Here is a 17,284-nt window from a genome sequence, read left to right as displayed (position 1 = left end):
CTCCTGCTCGATGCCTGGCCCGTCCCCGGCCTTGATCAACTGTTTGAGACGGCCCAGGTGCCGCTCATAGACCTCGATGAACTCGACCAAGTTCTCCCGGTTCCACAGACAGATGTCGCGCCACATCTCCGGCGAGCTGGCGGCGATGCGAGTCGTGTCGCGCAGCCCTCCGCCCGAAAAGGCCAGCAGGTCCTGGCCGGGGCCCAAGCCCTCCTGGACTTCGGTCAGGGCGTTGATCAGGGAGAAGGCGGCCACGTGCGGGAGGTGGCTGACCGCACCGAGCACCCGATCGTGGAGGTACGGCTCCATCGTCAGTACGACCGAGCCGGCCGCCTCCCAGACCGCCCGCACGGTTTCCAGCGCACGGAGATCGGTGCGCGTCGTCGGGGTCAGGATGCAGCGGGCGCCCTTGAAGAGGGCCGCGGAACCGGCGGCGACGCCGGTCTTCTCCTTCCCGGCGATCGGATGGGCCCCCACGAACCGGGCCCGCCCGGCGATCAGGTTCTCCGCCAGCTCGACCAGCCGTCCCTTCACGCTCCCCACGTCGCTCACGATGGCGGCCGGCTCCAGGCACCCGCCCCAGTCCTTGAGGTGTCGCTCGTAGGTGTCCACCGGCGTGGCCAGCACCACGAAATCCGCGCCGCGCACGCCGTCGCGCGGCTCCGTCACGTACCGGTCGATGGCGCCCAGCTCGACCGCCGCCTTCAGGTTCTCGATCCGGCGGCCGATCCCGACGATCGTGTCGGCCATCGCCCGCTGCTTCAACACCATCCCGAGCGAGCCGCCGATCAGCCCGACCCCGACGATGGCCACCTTCTTGAAATGCAGGCTCATGGTGTGATGGGTGAGGGGTGAGGGGTGATGAGCATGAAGAGTTCTTCCGGCCGGTCGAGTCTTAGCACCGCCTTTCCGGTCAACTCGTCACTCATCACCGATCACTCGTCACCGCCTCAGACTTCCCGCCCGACGGCCTGCGCGATCTTCGCGAGGTCCTGCATCAGGTCCTTGAACTTGGTCGGCTTGATGGACTCCTCCCCGTCGCACAGGGCGCATTCGGGGTTGGAGTGGACCTCGATCAGCAGCCCGTCGGCGCCGGCCGCAACCGCGGCCCTGGCCATGGGCGCCACCAGGTTCCACTTGCCGGTCGCATGGCTCGGGTCCACGATGACGGGCAGGTGCGACAGCTCCTTGAGGGTCGGTACCGCGGCCAGATCGAGGGTGTTGCGGTACTGGGTCTCGAAGGTGCGGATGCCCCGCTCGCACAGCATCACGTTGCGGTTGCCGCGGGACATGATGTACTCGGCGGACAGGAGGAACTCCTTGATCGTGGCGGAGAGCCCGCGCTTGAGCAGGACCGGCTTGTCGTAGGCCCCGACTTCCTTCAGGAGCTCGAAGTTCTGCATGTTCCGCGCGCCGATCTGGATGATGTCCGCCTTCTCGAGGAACAGCTCCATGTCGCGCGGGTCCAGGATCTCGCTCACCACCGGCAGACCGGTCTGCCGCTTGGCCTCCAGGAGGTAGTCCAGCCCCTCGCGGCCCAGTCCCTGGAAGGAGTAGGGGGAGGTCCGGGGCTTGTAGGCTCCGCCGCGCAGGATGTTGCCGCCGGCCGCCTTCACCTCGTGGGCGATGCCGACCGTCAGCTCCAGCTTCTCGACCGCGCAGGGGCCGGCCATGATGGCCAGCTTCTTGCCGCCGACCTTGACTCCGTGCACGTCAATGACCGTGTTCTCCCGCTTGAACTCCCGGCTGACCAGCTTCCACGGCGCCAGGATCGGCGTCACGCTCTCGACCCCGGGGAACACGGTCAAGGGCTGGTTCTGGAGAATCCGGTCGTCGCCGATGACGCCGATGATCGTCCGTTCCTCGCCCTTGGAGATGTGCGATTTCAATCCTAATTCGCGGAGCCGATCGAGGATGTGGTCGATCTCCCGGTCGGTCGCTTCAGGCTTCAACACGATAATCATGGTTTCCCTTCCTCGCCTTTCCTCTATGACGGCTTCATGACGGTGGTAAGCGCCTGCAGAAACTGCTGATTCTCTTCCGGCAACCCGATCGTCACCCGCACCATCGTTCCCTGGATGTGCCGGACGATCACGCCCTTTCGGAGCAGGGCCTCGAAGACCTCCCGGCCGCCCCGCCCCGCATCGAAGTAGAGAAAATTGGCTTCGCTGGGAACGGGCCGGAGCCCCAGGGCCGCGAGCCCGTCCCGGACCCGCGCCATCTCCGTCCGGTTGAGCGTCCGGCTCCTGGCCACGTGCTCCTCATCCCCCAGCGCCGCGAGCGCGGCCCGCTGGGCCAGGCTGTTGGCGTTGAACGGCGGCCGGACGCGGTTCAGGTAGTCGGCGATCTCTTGGGTGGTCAGACCGTAGCCGATCCGGAGGCCGGCCAGCCCGTACACCTTGGAGAAGGTCCGGAGCACCACGACGTTCCGGTTCCGCTTCACGTACCCCAGACTGTCCGGGAAGTCCCGGCTCTGCACGTACTCGTAGTAGGCCTCGTCGAACACCGTGATGACGTGGGCCGGAAGCCGGGCCATCAGGGCGGCCACCTCGTTCGTCCCCACCATCGTGCCGGTGGGGTTGTTCGGATTGCAGACGAAGACGAGCCTCGTGCGATCCGTCACCGCCTCGGCCATGGCGGAGAGATCGTGCCGCCAGTCCTTCAAGGGCACGATCACCGGCTTCCCGTGGGCGGCCGTCACTTCCATCCTGTAAATCGGGAAGGTGACGTCGGCCATGACCGCCTCGTCTCCGGGGGCCAGGAACGCCCGGGCGAGCAGGCCGATGATCTCGTCGGACCCGTTCCCCAGGATGACCTGATCCATGGCCAGCTTGAAGCGGTCGGCCAGCGCGGCGCGCAGCCGGTGGGCGCCCCCGTCCGGATAGCGGTGGAGCGTGCCGGTCGCTTCGGCCAGCACGGCCAGGGCCTTGGGCGAAGGGCCGAGCGGATTCTCGTTGGACGCCAGCTTGACGGCCTTCGGGATGCCGAGCTCGCGCTCGACCTCCTCCACCGGCTTGCCCGGCACGTAGGGCGTCAACGAGGCGATGTCGGGATGAACCTTGAGCGCCATAAGTTCGTCGCGCGTCTCTCGCGAAGCGTCTCTCGTCCGCGCTTCACGTTGCTCAACTGTGCGCGGGATACGACCCCAGAATCTTCATGAACAGACACCGGCCCTTGATCTCCTCCAGCGCCTTTCTGACCCGGTCCTCCTCCACGTGCCCCTCGATGTCCACGAAGAAGATGTACTCCCAGGCTTTCCGCCGGGAGGGGCGCGATTCGATCTTGGTCATGTTCAGCCCGTAGGAGGCGAAGGGGCGCAGGAGCTCGTAGAGCGCGCCGACCTTGTCCTTGACGGACAGCATGATCGACGTCTTGTCCTTGCCCGTCCGCTCCGGCGGCTTCTGCGAGAGGACCAGGAAGCGAGTGAAGTTGTTGATGTTGTCCTCGATTCGGGCCTTGAGCACCTTGAGCCCGTACAGTTGGCCGGCCAATTCGGACGCGATGGCCGCCGACGTCGGATCGTCCGCGCAGAGCTCCGCGGCGCGCGCCGTGCTCGGCACCTCCGCCACCGGCACGTGGGGCAGGTTGGTCTCCAGCCACTGCCGGCACTGGGCGATCGCGTGCGGGTGCGAGTAGATCTTCTTGATGTCCTCCATCCGCTCCGCCTTCGAGAGGAGGTGATGGGAGACTTCCTGGAGCACCTCGCCGTAGATGAGCAGGTTGGAGTCCATGAACATGTCCAGGGTGTGGTTCACCACCCCCTCGGTCGAGTTCTCGATCGGCACGACGCCGAAGTTGGCCCGGCCCCGCTCCACCTCGTTGAAAACCTCCTTGATGCTGTTGACCGGCACGTACTGGGCGGAGGACCCGAATTTCTGAATGCAGGCCAGGTGCGTGAAGGTGGCCCTCGGGCCCAGGTAGGCCACTTTTTGCGGCCCCTCCAGCGAAAGGGACGCGGACATGATCTCCCGGTAGACGGGCCGGATCGCCTCGTTCGGAAATGGCCCCCGGTTCTGGCGCATGAGGCGGTCCACGATCTCGGCCTCCCGCCGCGGCGTGTGGAGATTGGCCGTCTGATCCGACCGCTTCTTGAGCTTGCCGATCTCGATCACCTTTTCCGATCGTTCGTTCAATAGCCGCAGGATTTCGTCGTCGATCCGGTCAATCTCCTTGCGATACTGCTGAATGTCCTTGTCGCTTCCCACGAATTTCCCCGCGCGTACGAAGACAGATCATGCTACAGGAACAGGGCGAGCTTTGCAAGGATTATCAAGGGGATTGGGAGGATCGTAGAGAGTAATCAGTTCTCAATTGTCAGTTTTCAGCCAAAGGCGCCAGGCATTGGAACTCCGCTCTGAAAACTGACCACTGAAAACTGTGAACTTCCCAAGGCTAAGTCAGCAAATCCTTTTGTTTTCCAAAGTGTTGGAACGTCAACCTGGTCACCTGCCGACCGCGGGCCGTCCGCTCCAGATAGCCGGCCTGGATGAGGAAGGGCTCATACACGTCCTCGAGCGTGTCCCGTTCCTCGTTCACCGCCGCCGCCAGGGACTCGACCCCGACCGGCCCGCCCCCGAATTTTTCGAGGATCGTCAGGAGGATCTTCCGGTCCATCTCGTCGAAGCCGGCCGAGTCCACCCCCAGCCAGGCCAGGGCATCCCGGGCGACCTCGCGGGTGATCCGTCCCTGGGCCTTGATCTGCGCGAAATCGCGCACCCGCTTGATCAGCCGGTTGGCGATGCGGGGGGTCCCCCTGGCCCGTCCGGCGATCTCGGCGGAACCGTCCGGCTCGATCGGAATGCCGAGGAGACCGGCGGAGCGGGTCACGATCGCTTGCAGCTCCGCCGGGGCGTAGAAGTCCAACCGGTGGACGAGCCCGAACCGCTCGCGGAGGGGGGAGGTCAGGGCGCCGGCGCGGGTCGTGGCCCCGACCAGCGTGAACCGCGGGAGGTCCAGCTTGATCGTGCGCGTCGAGGGGCCCTGGCCGATCACGAGATCCAATTGATAGTCCTCCATCGCCGGGTAGAGGGCCTCCTCCACGGAGGCCGGCAGCCGGTGAATCTCGTCAATGAACAGCACGTCCCGCTCCTGGAGATTCGTCAGGACGGCGGCCAAGTCTCCGGCATGGGCCAGGACCAGCCCGGAGGTCGAGCGGATCGCCACGCCCATTTCCCGCGCGATGATGTGGGCGATCGTCGTCTTCCCGAGGCCGGGCGGGCCGTAGAAGATGGCGTGGTCGAGGGCTTCGTTGCGGCGCCGGGCCGCCTCGATGCAGATGCGGAGCGACTCCTTCATCCGCTCCTGGCCGACGTAGTCCTCCAGCGTCTGGGGCCGTAGGGTGGACTCCAGGCCCCGCTCCTCCTCGGTCATCTGGTTGGTGAGGATGCGGTCGGTCATTTGGATTCCTGGGGAGCAGGCTTAAACTTCGGCGGTCGCTCAAGCGTGCCCTGCCCCGGCGTCGGCAGGATGCCGGCGCAATTGGGCGGACAGAAGACCCCGCCCTGCCTCGGGTCCGGCAGGGCCCGTTCCATCTGCTGGAGCTGACACTGGCTCATGCGTCCGCCCTCGATGTCGCCGCAGCGCGCCGGCACCGTCGAGCTTCCGACCTGGACATAGCCCTCCGGGCAAGAGCCGCAGACGGACAGGAGGTTCATGGCGCCCAGCGGCACACATTCGACCAGCGTATGGTCGCCCTCCTTGCAGATGGCCGGCTCTTTCGTCACCCCGGTCGTGGCATAGCCGCTCGGGCAGGACCCGCAGGTCATCCGGATGCTCTTCGGCTGATCCGGCGCATCCGCCGCCAGGACGAGCCGAGGGACCGGGAGGAGCAGCAGCACCTGGGAAAAGCCGACGACCAGGGCGACGCGACGGAACCGATTCGCGCGAGGGTCGTCATGGTTCATGGCTTCTCTCCCTGGCCCTCAGCCCTTGGCCAGCTCTTTCAGCGCGTCCCGGATCAAGTCCTTGAGCGAGAGCGAGGGTTGAGGCGCCAGCCGCTTCAGGATCGTCTTCACTTCCGCCTGCTTGTAGCCCAGGTTGACCAGCGCGGACAGGGCGTCATCCTGCAACTGGTTCGCCCCTCCCATCGGCTGCGCCGGCTCGGCCGAAGGCACGGGATGGAGCCGGAGGACCTTGTCCTTGAGCTCCAGTGCGATGCGGGCGGCCGACTTCTTGCCGATCCCCGGCACGGTGGCCAGCTTGTCCACGTCGCCGGCCTGCACCGCGGAGACTAGGTCCGGCACGCTCAGGGCCGAGAGCACGTTCAGGGCCAGCTTGGGGCCGATCCCGGAAATGCCGGTCAGCAGCACGAAGGCGTCCCGCTCCAGGTGCGTGAGGAACCCGTAGAGCTGGATCGCGTCTTCCCGGAGGTGCGTGTGGATCCTGAGGGAGGTGGACTCGTTGACGTCGGGCAGCGCGTAAAAGGTGCTCAGCGGGATGAAAACCTCGTACCCGACGCCGTGGACATCGAGCGTGACGTGGGAGGGCGCCTTGAAGGTGAGCCGGCCGGTCAGTGCCGCGATCATCGAATCACGTGACGCGTGACGCGTGACGCGTGAACGCTGCCGACTTAGTGATGCAAGATGAATGACTTGCCTGCAACTTGTCACTCATCACTCGTCACCCGTCACGGCCTTTTAGCCAGCCGCCGCTGCGACTTTCTCCATCACCTCGTCCGGAATGTCGAAATTGGCGTGGACCTTCTGCACGTCGTCGTGCTCGTCGAGGATTTCCATGAGCTTGAGCATCTGCTCGGCCGCCTTCTCCTCCAGCCGCACGTGGTTCTGCGGCACGAAGGTCACCTCGGCCAGAGACGCTTCGATCTTCGCGTCGGCCAGGGCTTTCTTGACGGCCTCGAAATCGCCGGGCGCGGTGACGACCTCGAAGGCTTTTTCGTCCACCCGCACGTCCTCGGCGCCGGCCTCCAGGGCGACCGAGATGAGCCGGTCCTCCTCCACCTTGGCCTTGTCCACGACGAGCAGCCCCTTCTTCTGGAACTGCCAGGCCACCGCGCCGGCCTCCGCCATGTTCCCGCCGTTCTTCGTGAGGAGGCTCCGGATCTCGGCCACACTGCGGTTGCGGTTGTCGGAGGTCACTTCCAGGAGCAGGGCCGTGCCCCCTGGCCCGTACCCCTCCAGGGTGAACTCCTCGTAGGTCACGCCCGGCAACTCGCCGGTCCCCCGCTGGATCGCCTTCTTGATCGTGTCGCCCGGCATGTTCGCGTCCTTGGCCTTGGCAACGGCCAGACGCAGCCGGGGATTGCCGGCGGGATCGCCGCCCGAGCGGGCCGCGATGGTCAACTCGCGGATGATCCGCGTAAAAATCCTGCCGCGCTTCGCGTCCTGCGCGGACTTGTGCCGCTTGATGGTGGCCCAGTGACTATGGCCGCCCATGGAACCCCTCCATACCCCTGAATTGTCGTGATTTGCGGCTCGTTGTAACACAGCCGTCCACAGGGAGTCAACGCCGCGGGAGCAGAAGAAGACGCGGAGAAACAGCGGTCCGTTCACCTATCGTTAGGAAGACCGCCTGGCCGTGCGGACCGCGTCCACGACGCTCCAGAGCGCAAGGGCCAGGAACGGGAGCGAACGGAGGAGGATCGAGGTGGCTTCGTCCGGCGTGAGGCCCATTCCGCCGGTTTGCAGCAGCTTGAGGAATCCGGCCGACACGCCCAGCGCCGCGTCCACCACGATCGCGCCGACCAGGAACCCCGCCCCCTTCTTCCACTGCCGGCAGTAGAACTGGCCCAAGCCCGGCATCAGCCCGGACAGGATGCCCGCCACGGTCGGATTCTTTGAAGGCTTCGCGTCCATCGCCCTTACTGCAGGGATGAGCCTCGCGCAGTATCGGCTCTCAGCCCCTGGGATTCATAGCTTGTCGGCGAAGACGCGCGCGAATATTTTCAAATACACGCCCGCCAGGGATTCCATGCGCTTTTCCTTCCACGAACTCCCAGTGCCGTCTCCGCGCCTCTTCGAGCCATGCGCTCTCCACGTCGGTGTCAGCCGGAGCATCGAGTTCGGCGATGAGCAAGCGGAGCAGTTTCGCTTTCTCCGCAGTGCTCAACGGGCGGATTTCTTGCTTGATCTTTTCAACTTGGCGCGCCATAACGGCTCCCTCGCGTGACTTGCAGGCGCTCAGTTTACCGAATATCCATGTAAGCTGCTAACGTCAAAGTTAACCGGCGCGCGCCACTTTCGCGCGAGTCCGAGTTGAACGCGAGGGTCGCCGAGCCGAGGACCGCGCGACCTCCATGAGGCCGCGCAGGGCCGCATTGACCGCTTCATCATTGGGGGAAACTTTTGCGACTTGTGGATCGAGCACGACAACGTTCGTAGAGGCGCGAACCTGCCTGGCATATTTCCCACGAACAAACTTTCCGAAATCGGAGCGCTTGTATTCCGGTCGCAGCCAGTCGTGTAACTCAGACTTCCTCTTCTTCATAAATTCGTCGCTCCTGTTTTGTGGCGGGTCGGGCTTCTCGTGTGCCGCGCGCCGGACGCGCGACTCGAGCGCTATATCCATGCAGGCGTCAACACCTACGTCATGATCGCGACGCGAAGATGCCTTCGAAGTCAGCAAGCCGAGTGGCCTTGATGACGACGCCCAAGTTAACGGGATGAGCGCGCGCGACACCACTTTTTGCTGTGTGGGCACGGTCACGATCTCGAGGTCCCCCTCGGCCGTGAATTGCGGCCCTGCGTACAGGATCCCGAGGAGAGCGATGCGGCTGCCTATGACCGTGGCCCCATCACGACTGGCGTACGAGCCAACGTTATAGAGAAACACCGGAGATCCGCTCGATCCTGGAAAACACGCGGCGTCGATCATGAACTCGGGTCGCCCTTCGTAGTCTTGGTTCGAGGGCGTTGCGGTAATACCCCTGCGAATGATCGGCATGTTGTTCTTCGAGTCCCAGATGCCGGTGGGATAGCCAATCATGGCGATGTCTTCGAGCGCCGTGAGCTCGGCGAACAACGCTGGTGTGGCCGTCACGGAGGCGTTGAGAGCGATATAGAAGAGAGGCGTGCTACGCGCTTCGGCGTCCTGATGGAGCGCAGCTATCGGGAGAGCACAGAGGTCCACCGTCGCGTCTGGGTGCGGAATCCAGAAGTCCGCGAACTGCTCAAGCGTGCAGCTATAGTGCTGCCCCGCAATGACATTACCCTGAGTGTCGGAGGTGTGAAGAAAGATCCGCCCTTGCCGTGCTCCTTCAACGACGTGCCTGTTTGTGACAATTGCCGGGACATACTGCTCGCCTTGTTCGGCGAAGCGGTAGAAGAAGCCAGTGCCCACGCTCGTGCCAGTCGCGGTTTCGCACTCGATGCGCACCGTCGAGTACGTCAGCTGCTCAGAAGGTGTCAGCGCCAGGGGCACTGTGGTCTCCAGAAAACCAGGCAGGGGCACCTAACTAAGTGAGCGGCGGCAGGGACCCAGATACTGGCAGCTTATCCCTGACCGTGCCCGAGCTCTGTTAGCCGAACGTTGCTGACATCATCGGCATTTCGAGGAACCGTGTCAATAACCGCCAACGAGAAAACACTGCTGCTGGCCCAGCCTACATTGGCCAGTAGCCTATTTCTGTGGGGCTGGTGGTGCTCGGACGAGGGGAGCGTCATTCACGGCCCACCCAGTACATCGGGCGCCGCTTCAGATTCATCACCGCCAGCACGCGGATTCTGTCGGCTTTGATGGAATAGAGAAGCGCGTAGGGGAATCGGCGAACGAGTCGCCGGCGGACCGTGCCGGTCATCAGCGGGCCAGCTTCAGGAAACTCGAGGATGGTTCGGCTGCAATGTCCGACTTCGTCGAGGAACGCGGAGCCGAGTCCCGGGCTTTCGACGTCGTAGAAGAAGGCGGCGTCGAGCAGTTCATGCCGGGCCAGCCGATGAAAGGAGACTCGCTCCATTCATTTCAGCTTGGCTCTGGCCTCGCGAAAGACTTCTTCGGCAGAACATTCGGCGTCGGGATGCGCGTCCATGTCCGCGTCCCTCCGCTGGGCTTCCTCCGCCCACAGGCGAGCGTTTTCTTCGTCGGAGAGCTGTTCGAGGCTTTCCAGCAGTTTGCCGGCCAAACGCGCCCGTGCCTTCGGGTCCAGTTTGAGCGCTTCGGCTTCAAGTTTCTCCAGGTTCATGGCCTGCTTACATGAACTTCATGAATTTTTCTTTGGCCGAGTCCATCACCTGGGCGGTGACGGTCGTCGCGCCCTGCTCCTTGGCCAGCCGCTCGATTTCGCGCTTGGCCATGGGCCGGATGAAGTCCGGGATGTTCTCCAGGCGCCGCTCCGCCTCCGGCGACCAGGCGATGCCGTTGGAATCGCTCTTGGCCTCGTCCATGACCTGGAGCGTGATCTTGGTCAGGCCCTGCTTGCGCGCGTAGGCCTCGATGCTCGCCTTGACCATCGGCTTGACGAACGAGGGCAGCCGCTCCAGTTTCTCCGTGGCGTCGGCGGTCCAGGTGAACTCGGCGGTTCCGGCCTGGCTGGTCGAGGAGGTGAGCCCCATCTGGGCCACCATGGCCGAGAAGGGGCAGCCGCCTCCGGACTTCTCCCCTTCCTTCGCCTGGGGCGCAGCGCTGGCCTTGGCCCCGGCCGGCTGGCCGGCCTGAATCTTCTCGTTCAGGTAGGCGCCCATCTGCCCGGCTCCCGCGAGGGCCTCCTCTTTGAGCGTGCCGCGGGTCATCTCGAAGGGCTGGGCCGCGGCGGTCCGCCCGCCGAGCTGAACGCCCAGGGAGCTGACCATCTGGGTCTCGCCCGGGTTGGTCACCATCGAGAACTTGGCGCCGCAGGACGGGCAGGCGAAGAAGACGCCTAGCGAGCCCTCCGCCGGCTTCTCCACCTTCTCGAAGGTCATGTAGGTTTCGCAGTTCAAACAGACGAATTTCATCTTCAACTCCTGGGCACGGGGTGCGGGGCTAGTGGCGAGGTGTTACCTTCATTCTGGACCCTCTCGCCTCGTGCCCCCCCTCTCGCCCGTCGTTTAGAGTTTTTCCGCCAGCACTTTCTTATAGTCTACGAGCGCCTGCACCCGCTCGGCAATCTCCCGGTACCGCTGGAGGGTCGGATAGGTCTCGTCCAGCAGCGGCGCGCCCTTGTCGAAGGTGCGGGCCAGCGTCCGGTCGAACGGGATGCGGCCCAGGAGCGGCACGTCCAGGGCCTCGCACAGGGCCTCGGTATTGCCCTCGAACAGCTCGTGCTCGGACCCGCAGGAGGGGCAGCGGTAGGTGCTCATGTTCTCGACCAGGCCCAGGACCTTGATCCCCATGTCCCGCGCGTAGGTGATGGACTTCTGGACCACGTCGGAGGCCACCTCCGAGGGGGTCGTCACGACGATGGCGCCGGCGAGGTCCGGGATGAACCCGGCGATCACGGGCGGCTTGTCGGCGGCGGCGCCGGGCGGCAGGTCGGTCAGCAGGTAATCCAACTCGCCCCAGGCCACGTCCGCCAGGAACTCCCGGATCACGTTCATCTCCATCACCCCCAGCCAGACCGGGCTGAGGTCCATCGGGCCCTTCCAGCGGACCGGCGAGCCGGCGTCCAGGAAGAAGTCCATGGAGGCGACCTTGACGCCCAGGGGGCCGGTCGGCGGCAGCGCGCCCTCCGGCGTAAGCGTGAGCGACTGGCCGTGCATGCCGAGCATGCGCGGGACGCAGGGACCGTTCAGGTCCACGTCCAGCAGGCCGACCTTGTGGCCCAGCCGGGCAAAGGCCAGCGCCAGGTTGACGGTCGTCATGCTCTTCCCGACGCCGCCCTTCCCGCTCATGACCACGAGCTTGCGCCGGATACCGGCCATGCGGGCCTGCACCTGCTTCACCTGCTCGGTGATCTGCTGGATCACCTTGGCGTCGTCGGTGTACTGGAGCTTATCCAGGATCGTCTTGAGGTTTTTTTCTTCCATGCGGCCCTTTCAGAAGGCGCGAGGCGAGGGGCGAGAGGCTATGGGTCACAGATCATCGCCTCTTGCTTGGGCTTGAGGCAGCAACCCTAACACAGGGTTTTCCACGGAGTCAAACCACGCACGAACCCTCTCGCCTCGTGCCCCGCACCTCGCGCCTGCTGTTCAGATCGAGTACTGGAACGTCGGCTTGGCGCCGATGGCCTGCGCCAGCACCCCACGCTTCTTGAGCTCCTCGATCACCCGGCGGGCCGCCTCGTCGAAGTTCTGGGGCCCCACGAAGTGCAGGTCCGTGTCGGGCGGCGGCTCCTCCTCCCCCTTGCTCATGTGGACGGCCACGACCGGGGCCGGGTGGACCAGCGTTCGGATCGCCTGGGCCGCCACGCGGTAGGCGTTGGCGAAGGTCTTGGTCGTGGTCACCACGATCAGGCCCGTGTCGGTCAGCAGCCGCGCCACCTCCCCGTAGCGGCGCATCGTCTCCGTCGTGGCCGCCCGGTCCGTCGCCGCCAGGTCCGCGTCCAGGCCGCGCTGGAGGTTCTCCCCTTCCAAGAGATAGGCGTGCCGTCCCTCCGCCACCAGGAGCGACTCCAGCTTGCGCGCGAGGAACGACTTGCCCGTGTGCGGGGCGCCGGTGAACAGCACGACCGCGGCCCGGTGGCCGTAGTGGAGCGCGCGGTCCTCCGGGCGGACCTCCCCCTTGACCCAGGCGAAGTCGCGCCGCCGCGCCTCGTCCCGCAGGAACTCCTGCTCGTCGTGGACCAGCTCAGTGACGATGCCGCCGCCCGCGATGTCGTACTCGTCCACGAGGACGAACCGCCCTGTCGCCTCGAACGAGCTGGAGAGGTCGAACGCCACCGGGGCCTTGGTCCGGATCGTCAGCTCGGCCACCTGGTTCCGGCCCACGACGTTCCCGCCCAACTGCTGGGCCAGGTCGGTCGCGTCCACGATCCGGTGGATGATGGCCACCTGGCATTCGACTTCGCGGGTCGCGAGCCGCAGGACGTACTGGCGGTCCTGCTCCAGCGGGCGGCGGCCCAGCCAGAAGAGGTTGGCGCGAAAGGCGGTGGACACGAGCGGCAGGTCGTCCTGGTGGGAGACCAGCTCGCCGCGCTCGACGAAGATCTGCTCGTCCAGCGTGATCCCGACCGACTGGCCGGCCTGCGCCTCGGCCGGCGGCGGCTCGACGTTGAAGGCCTCGACGGACTTGACGCCGGCCGTCTTGTTGGACGGGGAGAAGACCAGGCGGTCGCCCACCCGCAGGCGGCCGGCCGTGATCCGGCCGGCGAGAATCCGCCGCGCGTCGAACTTGTAGACGTCCTGGATCGGGAACCGGAGCGGCTGCTCGATGCGGGCCGCCTCCTTGCGGAAGCGCTCGAGCGTCTCGAGCACGGTCGGCCCGCCGTACCAGGGCATGGCGTCGCTGCGGCCGGCGATGTTGTCGCCCAGCTTCGCGCTCACCGGGATGACCTGCTCCGGCACGACCTTCAACTGGGCCAGGAAGTCCCGATACTCCTTCTCGATCCCCCGGAAGACGTCCTGCCGGTAGCCGACCAGGTCCATCTTGTTCACGACCACGGCCACCTGTTTGACGCCCAGCAGGGAGAGCAGATAGCCGTGCTTCTTGGACTGCTCCCGCACGCCCTCGAGCGCGTCGATCAGCAGCAGCGCCGCCTCCGCCCGCGCGGCGCCGGAGATCATGTTCTTGAGGAATTCCTTGTGCCCAGGCGCGTCGATGATGATGTACTGCCGCTGCTTCCAGGTGAAGAAGGTGCGGGCCGTGTCGATCGTGATCCCCTGCTCCTGCTCCTCCAAAAAGGCGTCGAAGAGGAAGGCGTACTCGAACTCCTTGCCCTGCTGGCGGCAGATGGCCCGGACCTTCTCCAGCTTGCCGTCGGGGAGCGAGCCGGTGTCGGCGTAGAGCCGGCCCAGCAGCGTGGACTTCCCGTGGTCCACGTGGCCGACGATCACGATGTTGAGGTGCTCGCCGGGCTTGGTGTTGGTGGCGTTCATGGTCAGAATGTCGCACTCTGAATGATGGGTGATGAACGGACAGAGGCCTGATTCAGCGTTCCGCGTTCATCGTTCAGCATTGTTTCACTCACATGTAGCCTTCTTTGCGGAGCAGCTCCATCCCGCGCCCCTCGTCCTGCGCCCGGCCGGCCCGCTCGGGCACGGTGGTCTCGCGCAGCTCCCGGATGATGTCGTCCACGGTCTTGGCGGTGGACTTGATCGGGAACGTGCAGGGGGCGCAGCCCAGGCTCCGGTAGCGGGTCCCGTCCCCCCGGTCCAGATAGAGGTCAATGAACGGGATGTTCTCCAGCTTGATGTATTCCCAGATGTTGATCTCGGTCCAATCCAGCAAGGGGTGGATGCGGATGTGCGTCCCCGGCGGGAACGTGGTCTTGAACTGGTCCCAGAGCTCCGGCGGCTGGTCGCGGAAGTCCCACTCGTTGTTCTTGTCGCGCGGGGAGAAGTACCGCTCCTTGGCCCTGGTCCCCTCCTCGTCCGCCCGCACGCCGAGGATGATCCCGGTGTAGCCCCGCTGCTCGATGAGCTGCTTCAGCCCCTCGGTCTTCAAGGCCGTGCAGCAGACCACCCGGCCCTTCGTGTGGTTCATGCCGGCGGCCAGCGCCTCCTTGTTCTGCCCGACCACCAGGTTCAGGCGCCATTCGCGCGCCAGCCGGTCGCGGTATTGGATCATCTCGGGGATCTTGTAGCTGGTGTCCACGTGCAGCAGGGGAAAGGGGACGTGGCCGAAAAACGCCTTGCGCGCCAGCCACAGGAGCACGGTCGAGTCCTTTCCCATGGACCAGAGCATGGCCAGGTTGTCGAAGTGCTTGTAGGCTTCGCGCAGGATGTAGACGCTCTGGTCTTCGAGCTGGCGGAGGTGCTTCATAAACAAAAGAGTTGTCAGTTTTCAGTTTCTGATCAACAGCGAACTTCGCAACTCACGTTTTCGTGACAACCGCGCCGACTGGCTCTCCGGCCGTTGCGAGCTCCACCAGCTTGCGGGCCGCGGCGCCCGAGTCCAGGGCCTGCTGGGCCGGGGGCAGCGCGGCCGAGATCGAGGCGGCCTTGCCGGCCGCGTAGAGCAGCATGGCGGCGTTCAGCGCGATCCAGTCCCGCTGGCCGCCCCGCAACTCGTTGCGCAGGAGGCGCGCGAGCAATGCGGCCTCCTGCTCGACCTGCGCGGGGGGAAACCCGGCCATGACCTGGGAAGAGGCCATCGGCAGCCCGAAGTCCTTGGGCTGCAGGGTCAGCGGGAAGATGCGCTCGTCGTGCAGCTCCAGCACCTTGGTCACGGACGCGATCGAGAGCTCCGGCTCCCCTTCGACGCCGCGGAGGATCAGCGCCCGCCTGCCGCCGAGCAGCTTCAAGGCTTCGGCCGTCTTTTCGAAATAGGGCGGATGGCTCAGGCCGATGACCTGCGATCCGGCCCTGGCCGGATTCAGCATTTTGGCGACCGGGTGGAACAGGCTCCTCACGCCCAACTCCCGCCGCAGGTCCAGAAACCGGGCTACCGGCGGATGATAGAGGGCGATGTCCAAATAGGCGAATCCCTTGGCCGCCAGCTCCTCCGCGACCTGTCCCGGCTTCAGGTCGGTCGGAATGCCCAGCTTGGCCAGGACGCCGGCCGTACCCGGCCGTTCCGGGATTCCCTCATGGCCGTGGACCAGGACCGCCGCTCCGCCGGCGGCGGCCACGATGGCCGCGCCGATCACCGCGTGGAAGGTCTCCTGCTTCCCCGCGTAGGCCGGCACGTCCACGAGCGGCAGCGGCTTGGGCAGCGGCAGCGGCCCCACGTATTCCCGCGCGACGGCGGTGAAGGCCGCCAGCTCCGCGACCGACTCGCCCTTCATCCGCATCGCCAGCAGGAACGCGCCGGCCTGCGCAGGCGTGGCCTGCCCCTCGATGAGCAGGCGCATGGCCCGCTTGGCTTCCTCCCAGGTCAGATCCTTGGAGGCCTTCGGGCCCTTGCCGATCTTCGCGATGAGTTGCCGCATGAATACCAGCGAACAGCGGGCAGCAAATAGCCAGCAGCTCAGAATACCGAGCTGTTCGCTATCGTCTGTTCGCTACTCCCTCCCTAGAACGTCAGGACCCGGTCGGCCTGCGCCACTTCTTCCTTCCAGAAGGCCTCGGCCTTCTGCACCTCGTCCAACTCCGGGATGAGCTGGTCCACCTTCAATTCGAAGAGCTCGATCGAGTCCCGGCAGACGGACCACTTGACGTCCCCCTGCTCCTTGATCTCGCGGAGAATCGCGGCCAGATCGTCGCGCTTCCGCTCCCGCAGGATCTCCCGCGCCCGCGACTCCCTTCCCTTGTAGGCGTCGGAAAACACCAGTGTCTTCACCCGGTCCGACGTCAGCTTGGCCGCCGCCTCGTCCCGGAAGAGCACGCTCACCTGCATGCCGGCCGACGCGGCTATCCGGACGAACTCGCAGGCCTGCAGCAGGTTGTTGTACGAGCCTCGCGTCACGATCACCGCCAGCTTCTTCATTCCTCCTCCCCAACCAGCGAATAGCAAGTCGCGAGCAGCTTTCCCCTGCTGCGGCTGCTCGCTGCTTGCTGTCCGCTACTTATGCAGTCCGCACTCGGTTTTGGCGAAATTCTTCCATCGGCCCGCGCGCGGGTCCTCCCCCGGCTGAACCGGCGCGGTGCAGTGGGTGCACCCGATGCTGGGATAGTTGCGGTCGTGGAGCACGTTGTAGGGCACCTCGTGGACGCGGATGTACGCCCAGACGTCCGCGGCCGACCACTTCGCCAGCGGGTTGAACTTCACGAGCTGGAACTTCTCGTCCCATTCGACCAGCCCGGCGTTGGCGCGGGTGGGCGCCTGGTCCCGCCGGATGCCGGTGATCCAGGCTTCGTAGCCGCCGAGCACGCGGGTCAACGGCTCCACCTTCCGCAGCTCGCAGCATTTGTCCGGATCGCGCGCCCAGAGGGCCTCGCCGTACCGGGCGGCCTGCTGCTCGGGCGTGAGCTTCGACTTGACCTGGATGACCTGCTGGGGCTGCAGGCCGTAGCGTGCGACGAGACGGTCCCGCACCTCGTAGGTCTCCGGAAACAGGAAGTCCGTGTCCAGGTAGAAGAGCGGCGTCCGCGGGCTGATCCGCTGGATCATGTCCAGCAGCGCCACGTCCTCGGCGCCGAAGCTGCAGGCCAGCACGATCCGGGAGCCGTACCGCTCCAGGGCGTAGGCCAGCACGTCCTGCGGCTGCTTCGACTCGAACGAGTCGCTGAGTGCCTTCAGTTCCACATCGGAGGGTCTATTGCTGGCCGTCATGCAGCGCCGCCTCTCTACCTGCCTTCTACCATGGTCAGGGGTCAGTAGTCGGGGGTCCGTGAAGAGCGTCTCGATCCTGTCCACTGACCACCGACCACCACCCCCT

20 protein-coding genes are annotated in these 17,284 nt (G+C 65.4%); all 20 read right to left on the bottom strand.

Translation table 11 applies throughout. From position 1 onward, the window contains the following. Window positions 1–834, bottom strand: an 834-nt coding sequence (locus AB1411_04430; protein ID MEW6542840.1) for a prephenate dehydrogenase/arogenate dehydrogenase family protein, incomplete at its 3' end; no start/stop codon positions are given. A gap of 116 nt (window positions 835–950) precedes the next feature. Next, a complete protein-coding gene (gene aroF, locus AB1411_04425) occupies window positions 951–1,964 on the bottom strand; it encodes a 3-deoxy-7-phosphoheptulonate synthase (GenBank protein ID MEW6542839.1) in 1,014 nt (337 codons plus the stop codon). Between the two features lie 23 nt (window positions 1,965–1,987). Beyond that, a complete protein-coding gene (gene hisC, locus AB1411_04420) occupies window positions 1,988–3,070 on the bottom strand; it encodes a histidinol-phosphate transaminase (GenBank protein ID MEW6542838.1) in 1,083 nt (360 codons plus the stop codon). Between the two features lie 52 nt (window positions 3,071–3,122). Then, the gene (gene pheA / locus AB1411_04415; protein MEW6542837.1) at window positions 3,123–4,205 is read right to left on the bottom strand and encodes a prephenate dehydratase; all 1,083 of its coding nucleotides are present in this window, start codon (window positions 4,203–4,205) and stop codon (window positions 3,123–3,125) included. Window positions 4,206–4,392: 187 nt separating this feature from the next. Then, window positions 4,393–5,397 (bottom strand): Holliday junction branch migration DNA helicase RuvB, encoded by a 1,005-nt coding sequence (gene ruvB, locus AB1411_04410; GenBank protein MEW6542836.1) that lies wholly within the window; start codon window positions 5,395–5,397, stop codon window positions 4,393–4,395. Continuing rightward, window positions 5,394–5,903: a hypothetical protein gene (locus tag AB1411_04405; GenBank protein ID MEW6542835.1), complete on the bottom strand. Its 510-nt coding sequence runs from the start codon at window positions 5,901–5,903 to the stop codon at window positions 5,394–5,396. Before AB1411_04405 ends, ruvB begins: the two co-directional genes overlap by 4 nt. Before the next feature lie 18 nt (window positions 5,904–5,921). After that, window positions 5,922–6,524 carry a Holliday junction branch migration protein RuvA gene (gene ruvA / locus AB1411_04400; GenBank protein MEW6542834.1) on the bottom strand — a complete coding sequence of 201 codons (603 nt, stop codon included), beginning with the start codon at window positions 6,522–6,524 and terminating at the stop codon, window positions 5,922–5,924. Window positions 6,525–6,635: 111 nt separating this feature from the next. Then, window positions 6,636–7,391 carry a YebC/PmpR family DNA-binding transcriptional regulator gene (locus AB1411_04395; GenBank protein MEW6542833.1) on the bottom strand — a complete coding sequence of 252 codons (756 nt, stop codon included), beginning with the start codon at window positions 7,389–7,391 and terminating at the stop codon, window positions 6,636–6,638. 123 nt (window positions 7,392–7,514) lie between these two features. Further along, entirely contained in the window at window positions 7,515–7,811 is a 297-nt protein-coding gene (locus AB1411_04390; GenBank protein MEW6542832.1) for a hypothetical protein, read from the bottom strand. Between the two features lie 40 nt (window positions 7,812–7,851). Beyond that, a complete protein-coding gene (locus tag AB1411_04385; protein MEW6542831.1) occupies window positions 7,852–8,106 on the bottom strand; it encodes an addiction module protein in 255 nt (84 codons plus the stop codon). A 69-nt stretch (window positions 8,107–8,175) separates the two neighbouring features. Then, complete coding sequence (locus AB1411_04380; GenBank protein ID MEW6542830.1) at window positions 8,176–9,375, bottom strand: serine protease; 1,200 nt, start codon at window positions 9,373–9,375, stop codon at window positions 8,176–8,178. A 238-nt stretch (window positions 9,376–9,613) separates the two neighbouring features. Further along, complete coding sequence (locus AB1411_04375) at window positions 9,614–9,907, bottom strand: type II toxin-antitoxin system RelE/ParE family toxin (protein MEW6542829.1); 294 nt, start codon at window positions 9,905–9,907, stop codon at window positions 9,614–9,616. Next, window positions 9,908–10,132 carry an addiction module protein gene (locus AB1411_04370; GenBank protein MEW6542828.1) on the bottom strand — a complete coding sequence of 75 codons (225 nt, stop codon included), beginning with the start codon at window positions 10,130–10,132 and terminating at the stop codon, window positions 9,908–9,910. Between the two features lie 7 nt (window positions 10,133–10,139). Then, a complete protein-coding gene (locus AB1411_04365) occupies window positions 10,140–10,883 on the bottom strand; it encodes a PCP reductase family protein (protein ID MEW6542827.1) in 744 nt (247 codons plus the stop codon). 93 nt (window positions 10,884–10,976) lie between these two features. Next, complete coding sequence (locus AB1411_04360) at window positions 10,977–11,894, bottom strand: Mrp/NBP35 family ATP-binding protein (GenBank protein MEW6542826.1); 918 nt, start codon at window positions 11,892–11,894, stop codon at window positions 10,977–10,979. A 162-nt stretch (window positions 11,895–12,056) separates the two neighbouring features. Then, complete coding sequence (locus tag AB1411_04355) at window positions 12,057–13,901, bottom strand: GTP-binding protein (GenBank protein ID MEW6542825.1); 1,845 nt, start codon at window positions 13,899–13,901, stop codon at window positions 12,057–12,059. An 88-nt stretch (window positions 13,902–13,989) separates the two neighbouring features. Next, complete coding sequence (gene cysD, locus AB1411_04350; protein ID MEW6542824.1) at window positions 13,990–14,787, bottom strand: sulfate adenylyltransferase subunit CysD; 798 nt, start codon at window positions 14,785–14,787, stop codon at window positions 13,990–13,992. Between the two features lie 52 nt (window positions 14,788–14,839). Continuing rightward, entirely contained in the window at window positions 14,840–15,895 is a 1,056-nt protein-coding gene (gene trpD, locus AB1411_04345; GenBank protein MEW6542823.1) for an anthranilate phosphoribosyltransferase, read from the bottom strand. Window positions 15,896–15,978: 83 nt separating this feature from the next. Then, the gene (locus AB1411_04340; protein MEW6542822.1) at window positions 15,979–16,392 is read right to left on the bottom strand and encodes a DsrE family protein; all 414 of its coding nucleotides are present in this window, start codon (window positions 16,390–16,392) and stop codon (window positions 15,979–15,981) included. Between the two features lie 75 nt (window positions 16,393–16,467). Continuing rightward, window positions 16,468–17,178, bottom strand: a complete 711-nt coding sequence (locus AB1411_04335) for a phosphoadenylyl-sulfate reductase (protein MEW6542821.1) — start codon at window positions 17,176–17,178, stop codon at window positions 16,468–16,470. Window positions 17,179–17,284 lie beyond the last annotated feature (106 nt).

It is taken from the genome of Nitrospirota bacterium, from assembly GCA_040757595.1.
Classification (GTDB): domain Bacteria; phylum Nitrospirota; class Nitrospiria; order Nitrospirales; family Nitrospiraceae; genus JBFLWP01.
This window is presented reverse-complemented; position numbering and strand designations above follow the sequence as displayed.

Coding starts and splice junctions, on each gene's coding strand:
- hisC (MEW6542838.1), bottom strand. CDS start 3,070: ATGGCGCTCAAGGTTCATCCCGACATCGCCTCGTTGACGCCCTACGTG.
- cysD (MEW6542824.1), bottom strand. CDS start 14,787: ATGAAGCACCTCCGCCAGCTCGAAGACCAGAGCGTCTACATCCTGCGC.
- AB1411_04390 (MEW6542832.1), bottom strand. CDS start 7,811: ATGGACGCGAAGCCTTCAAAGAATCCGACCGTGGCGGGCATCCTGTCC.
- AB1411_04375 (MEW6542829.1), bottom strand. CDS start 9,907: ATGGAGCGAGTCTCCTTTCATCGGCTGGCCCGGCATGAACTGCTCGAC.
- AB1411_04335 (MEW6542821.1), bottom strand. CDS start 17,178: ATGACGGCCAGCAATAGACCCTCCGATGTGGAACTGAAGGCACTCAGC.
- AB1411_04405 (MEW6542835.1), bottom strand. CDS start 5,903: ATGAACCATGACGACCCTCGCGCGAATCGGTTCCGTCGCGTCGCCCTG.
- AB1411_04370 (MEW6542828.1), bottom strand. CDS start 10,132: ATGAACCTGGAGAAACTTGAAGCCGAAGCGCTCAAACTGGACCCGAAG.
- aroF (MEW6542839.1), bottom strand. CDS start 1,964: ATGATTATCGTGTTGAAGCCTGAAGCGACCGACCGGGAGATCGACCAC.
- AB1411_04385 (MEW6542831.1), bottom strand. CDS start 8,106: ATGGCGCGCCAAGTTGAAAAGATCAAGCAAGAAATCCGCCCGTTGAGC.
- ruvB (MEW6542836.1), bottom strand. CDS start 5,397: ATGACCGACCGCATCCTCACCAACCAGATGACCGAGGAGGAGCGGGGC.
- AB1411_04355 (MEW6542825.1), bottom strand. CDS start 13,901: ATGAACGCCACCAACACCAAGCCCGGCGAGCACCTCAACATCGTGATC.
- trpD (MEW6542823.1), bottom strand. CDS start 15,895: ATGCGGCAACTCATCGCGAAGATCGGCAAGGGCCCGAAGGCCTCCAAG.
- AB1411_04360 (MEW6542826.1), bottom strand. CDS start 11,894: ATGGAAGAAAAAAACCTCAAGACGATCCTGGATAAGCTCCAGTACACC.
- AB1411_04340 (MEW6542822.1), bottom strand. CDS start 16,392: ATGAAGAAGCTGGCGGTGATCGTGACGCGAGGCTCGTACAACAACCTG.
- ruvA (MEW6542834.1), bottom strand. CDS start 6,524: ATGATCGCGGCACTGACCGGCCGGCTCACCTTCAAGGCGCCCTCCCAC.
- AB1411_04365 (MEW6542827.1), bottom strand. CDS start 10,883: ATGAAATTCGTCTGTTTGAACTGCGAAACCTACATGACCTTCGAGAAG.
- AB1411_04395 (MEW6542833.1), bottom strand. CDS start 7,391: ATGGGCGGCCATAGTCACTGGGCCACCATCAAGCGGCACAAGTCCGCG.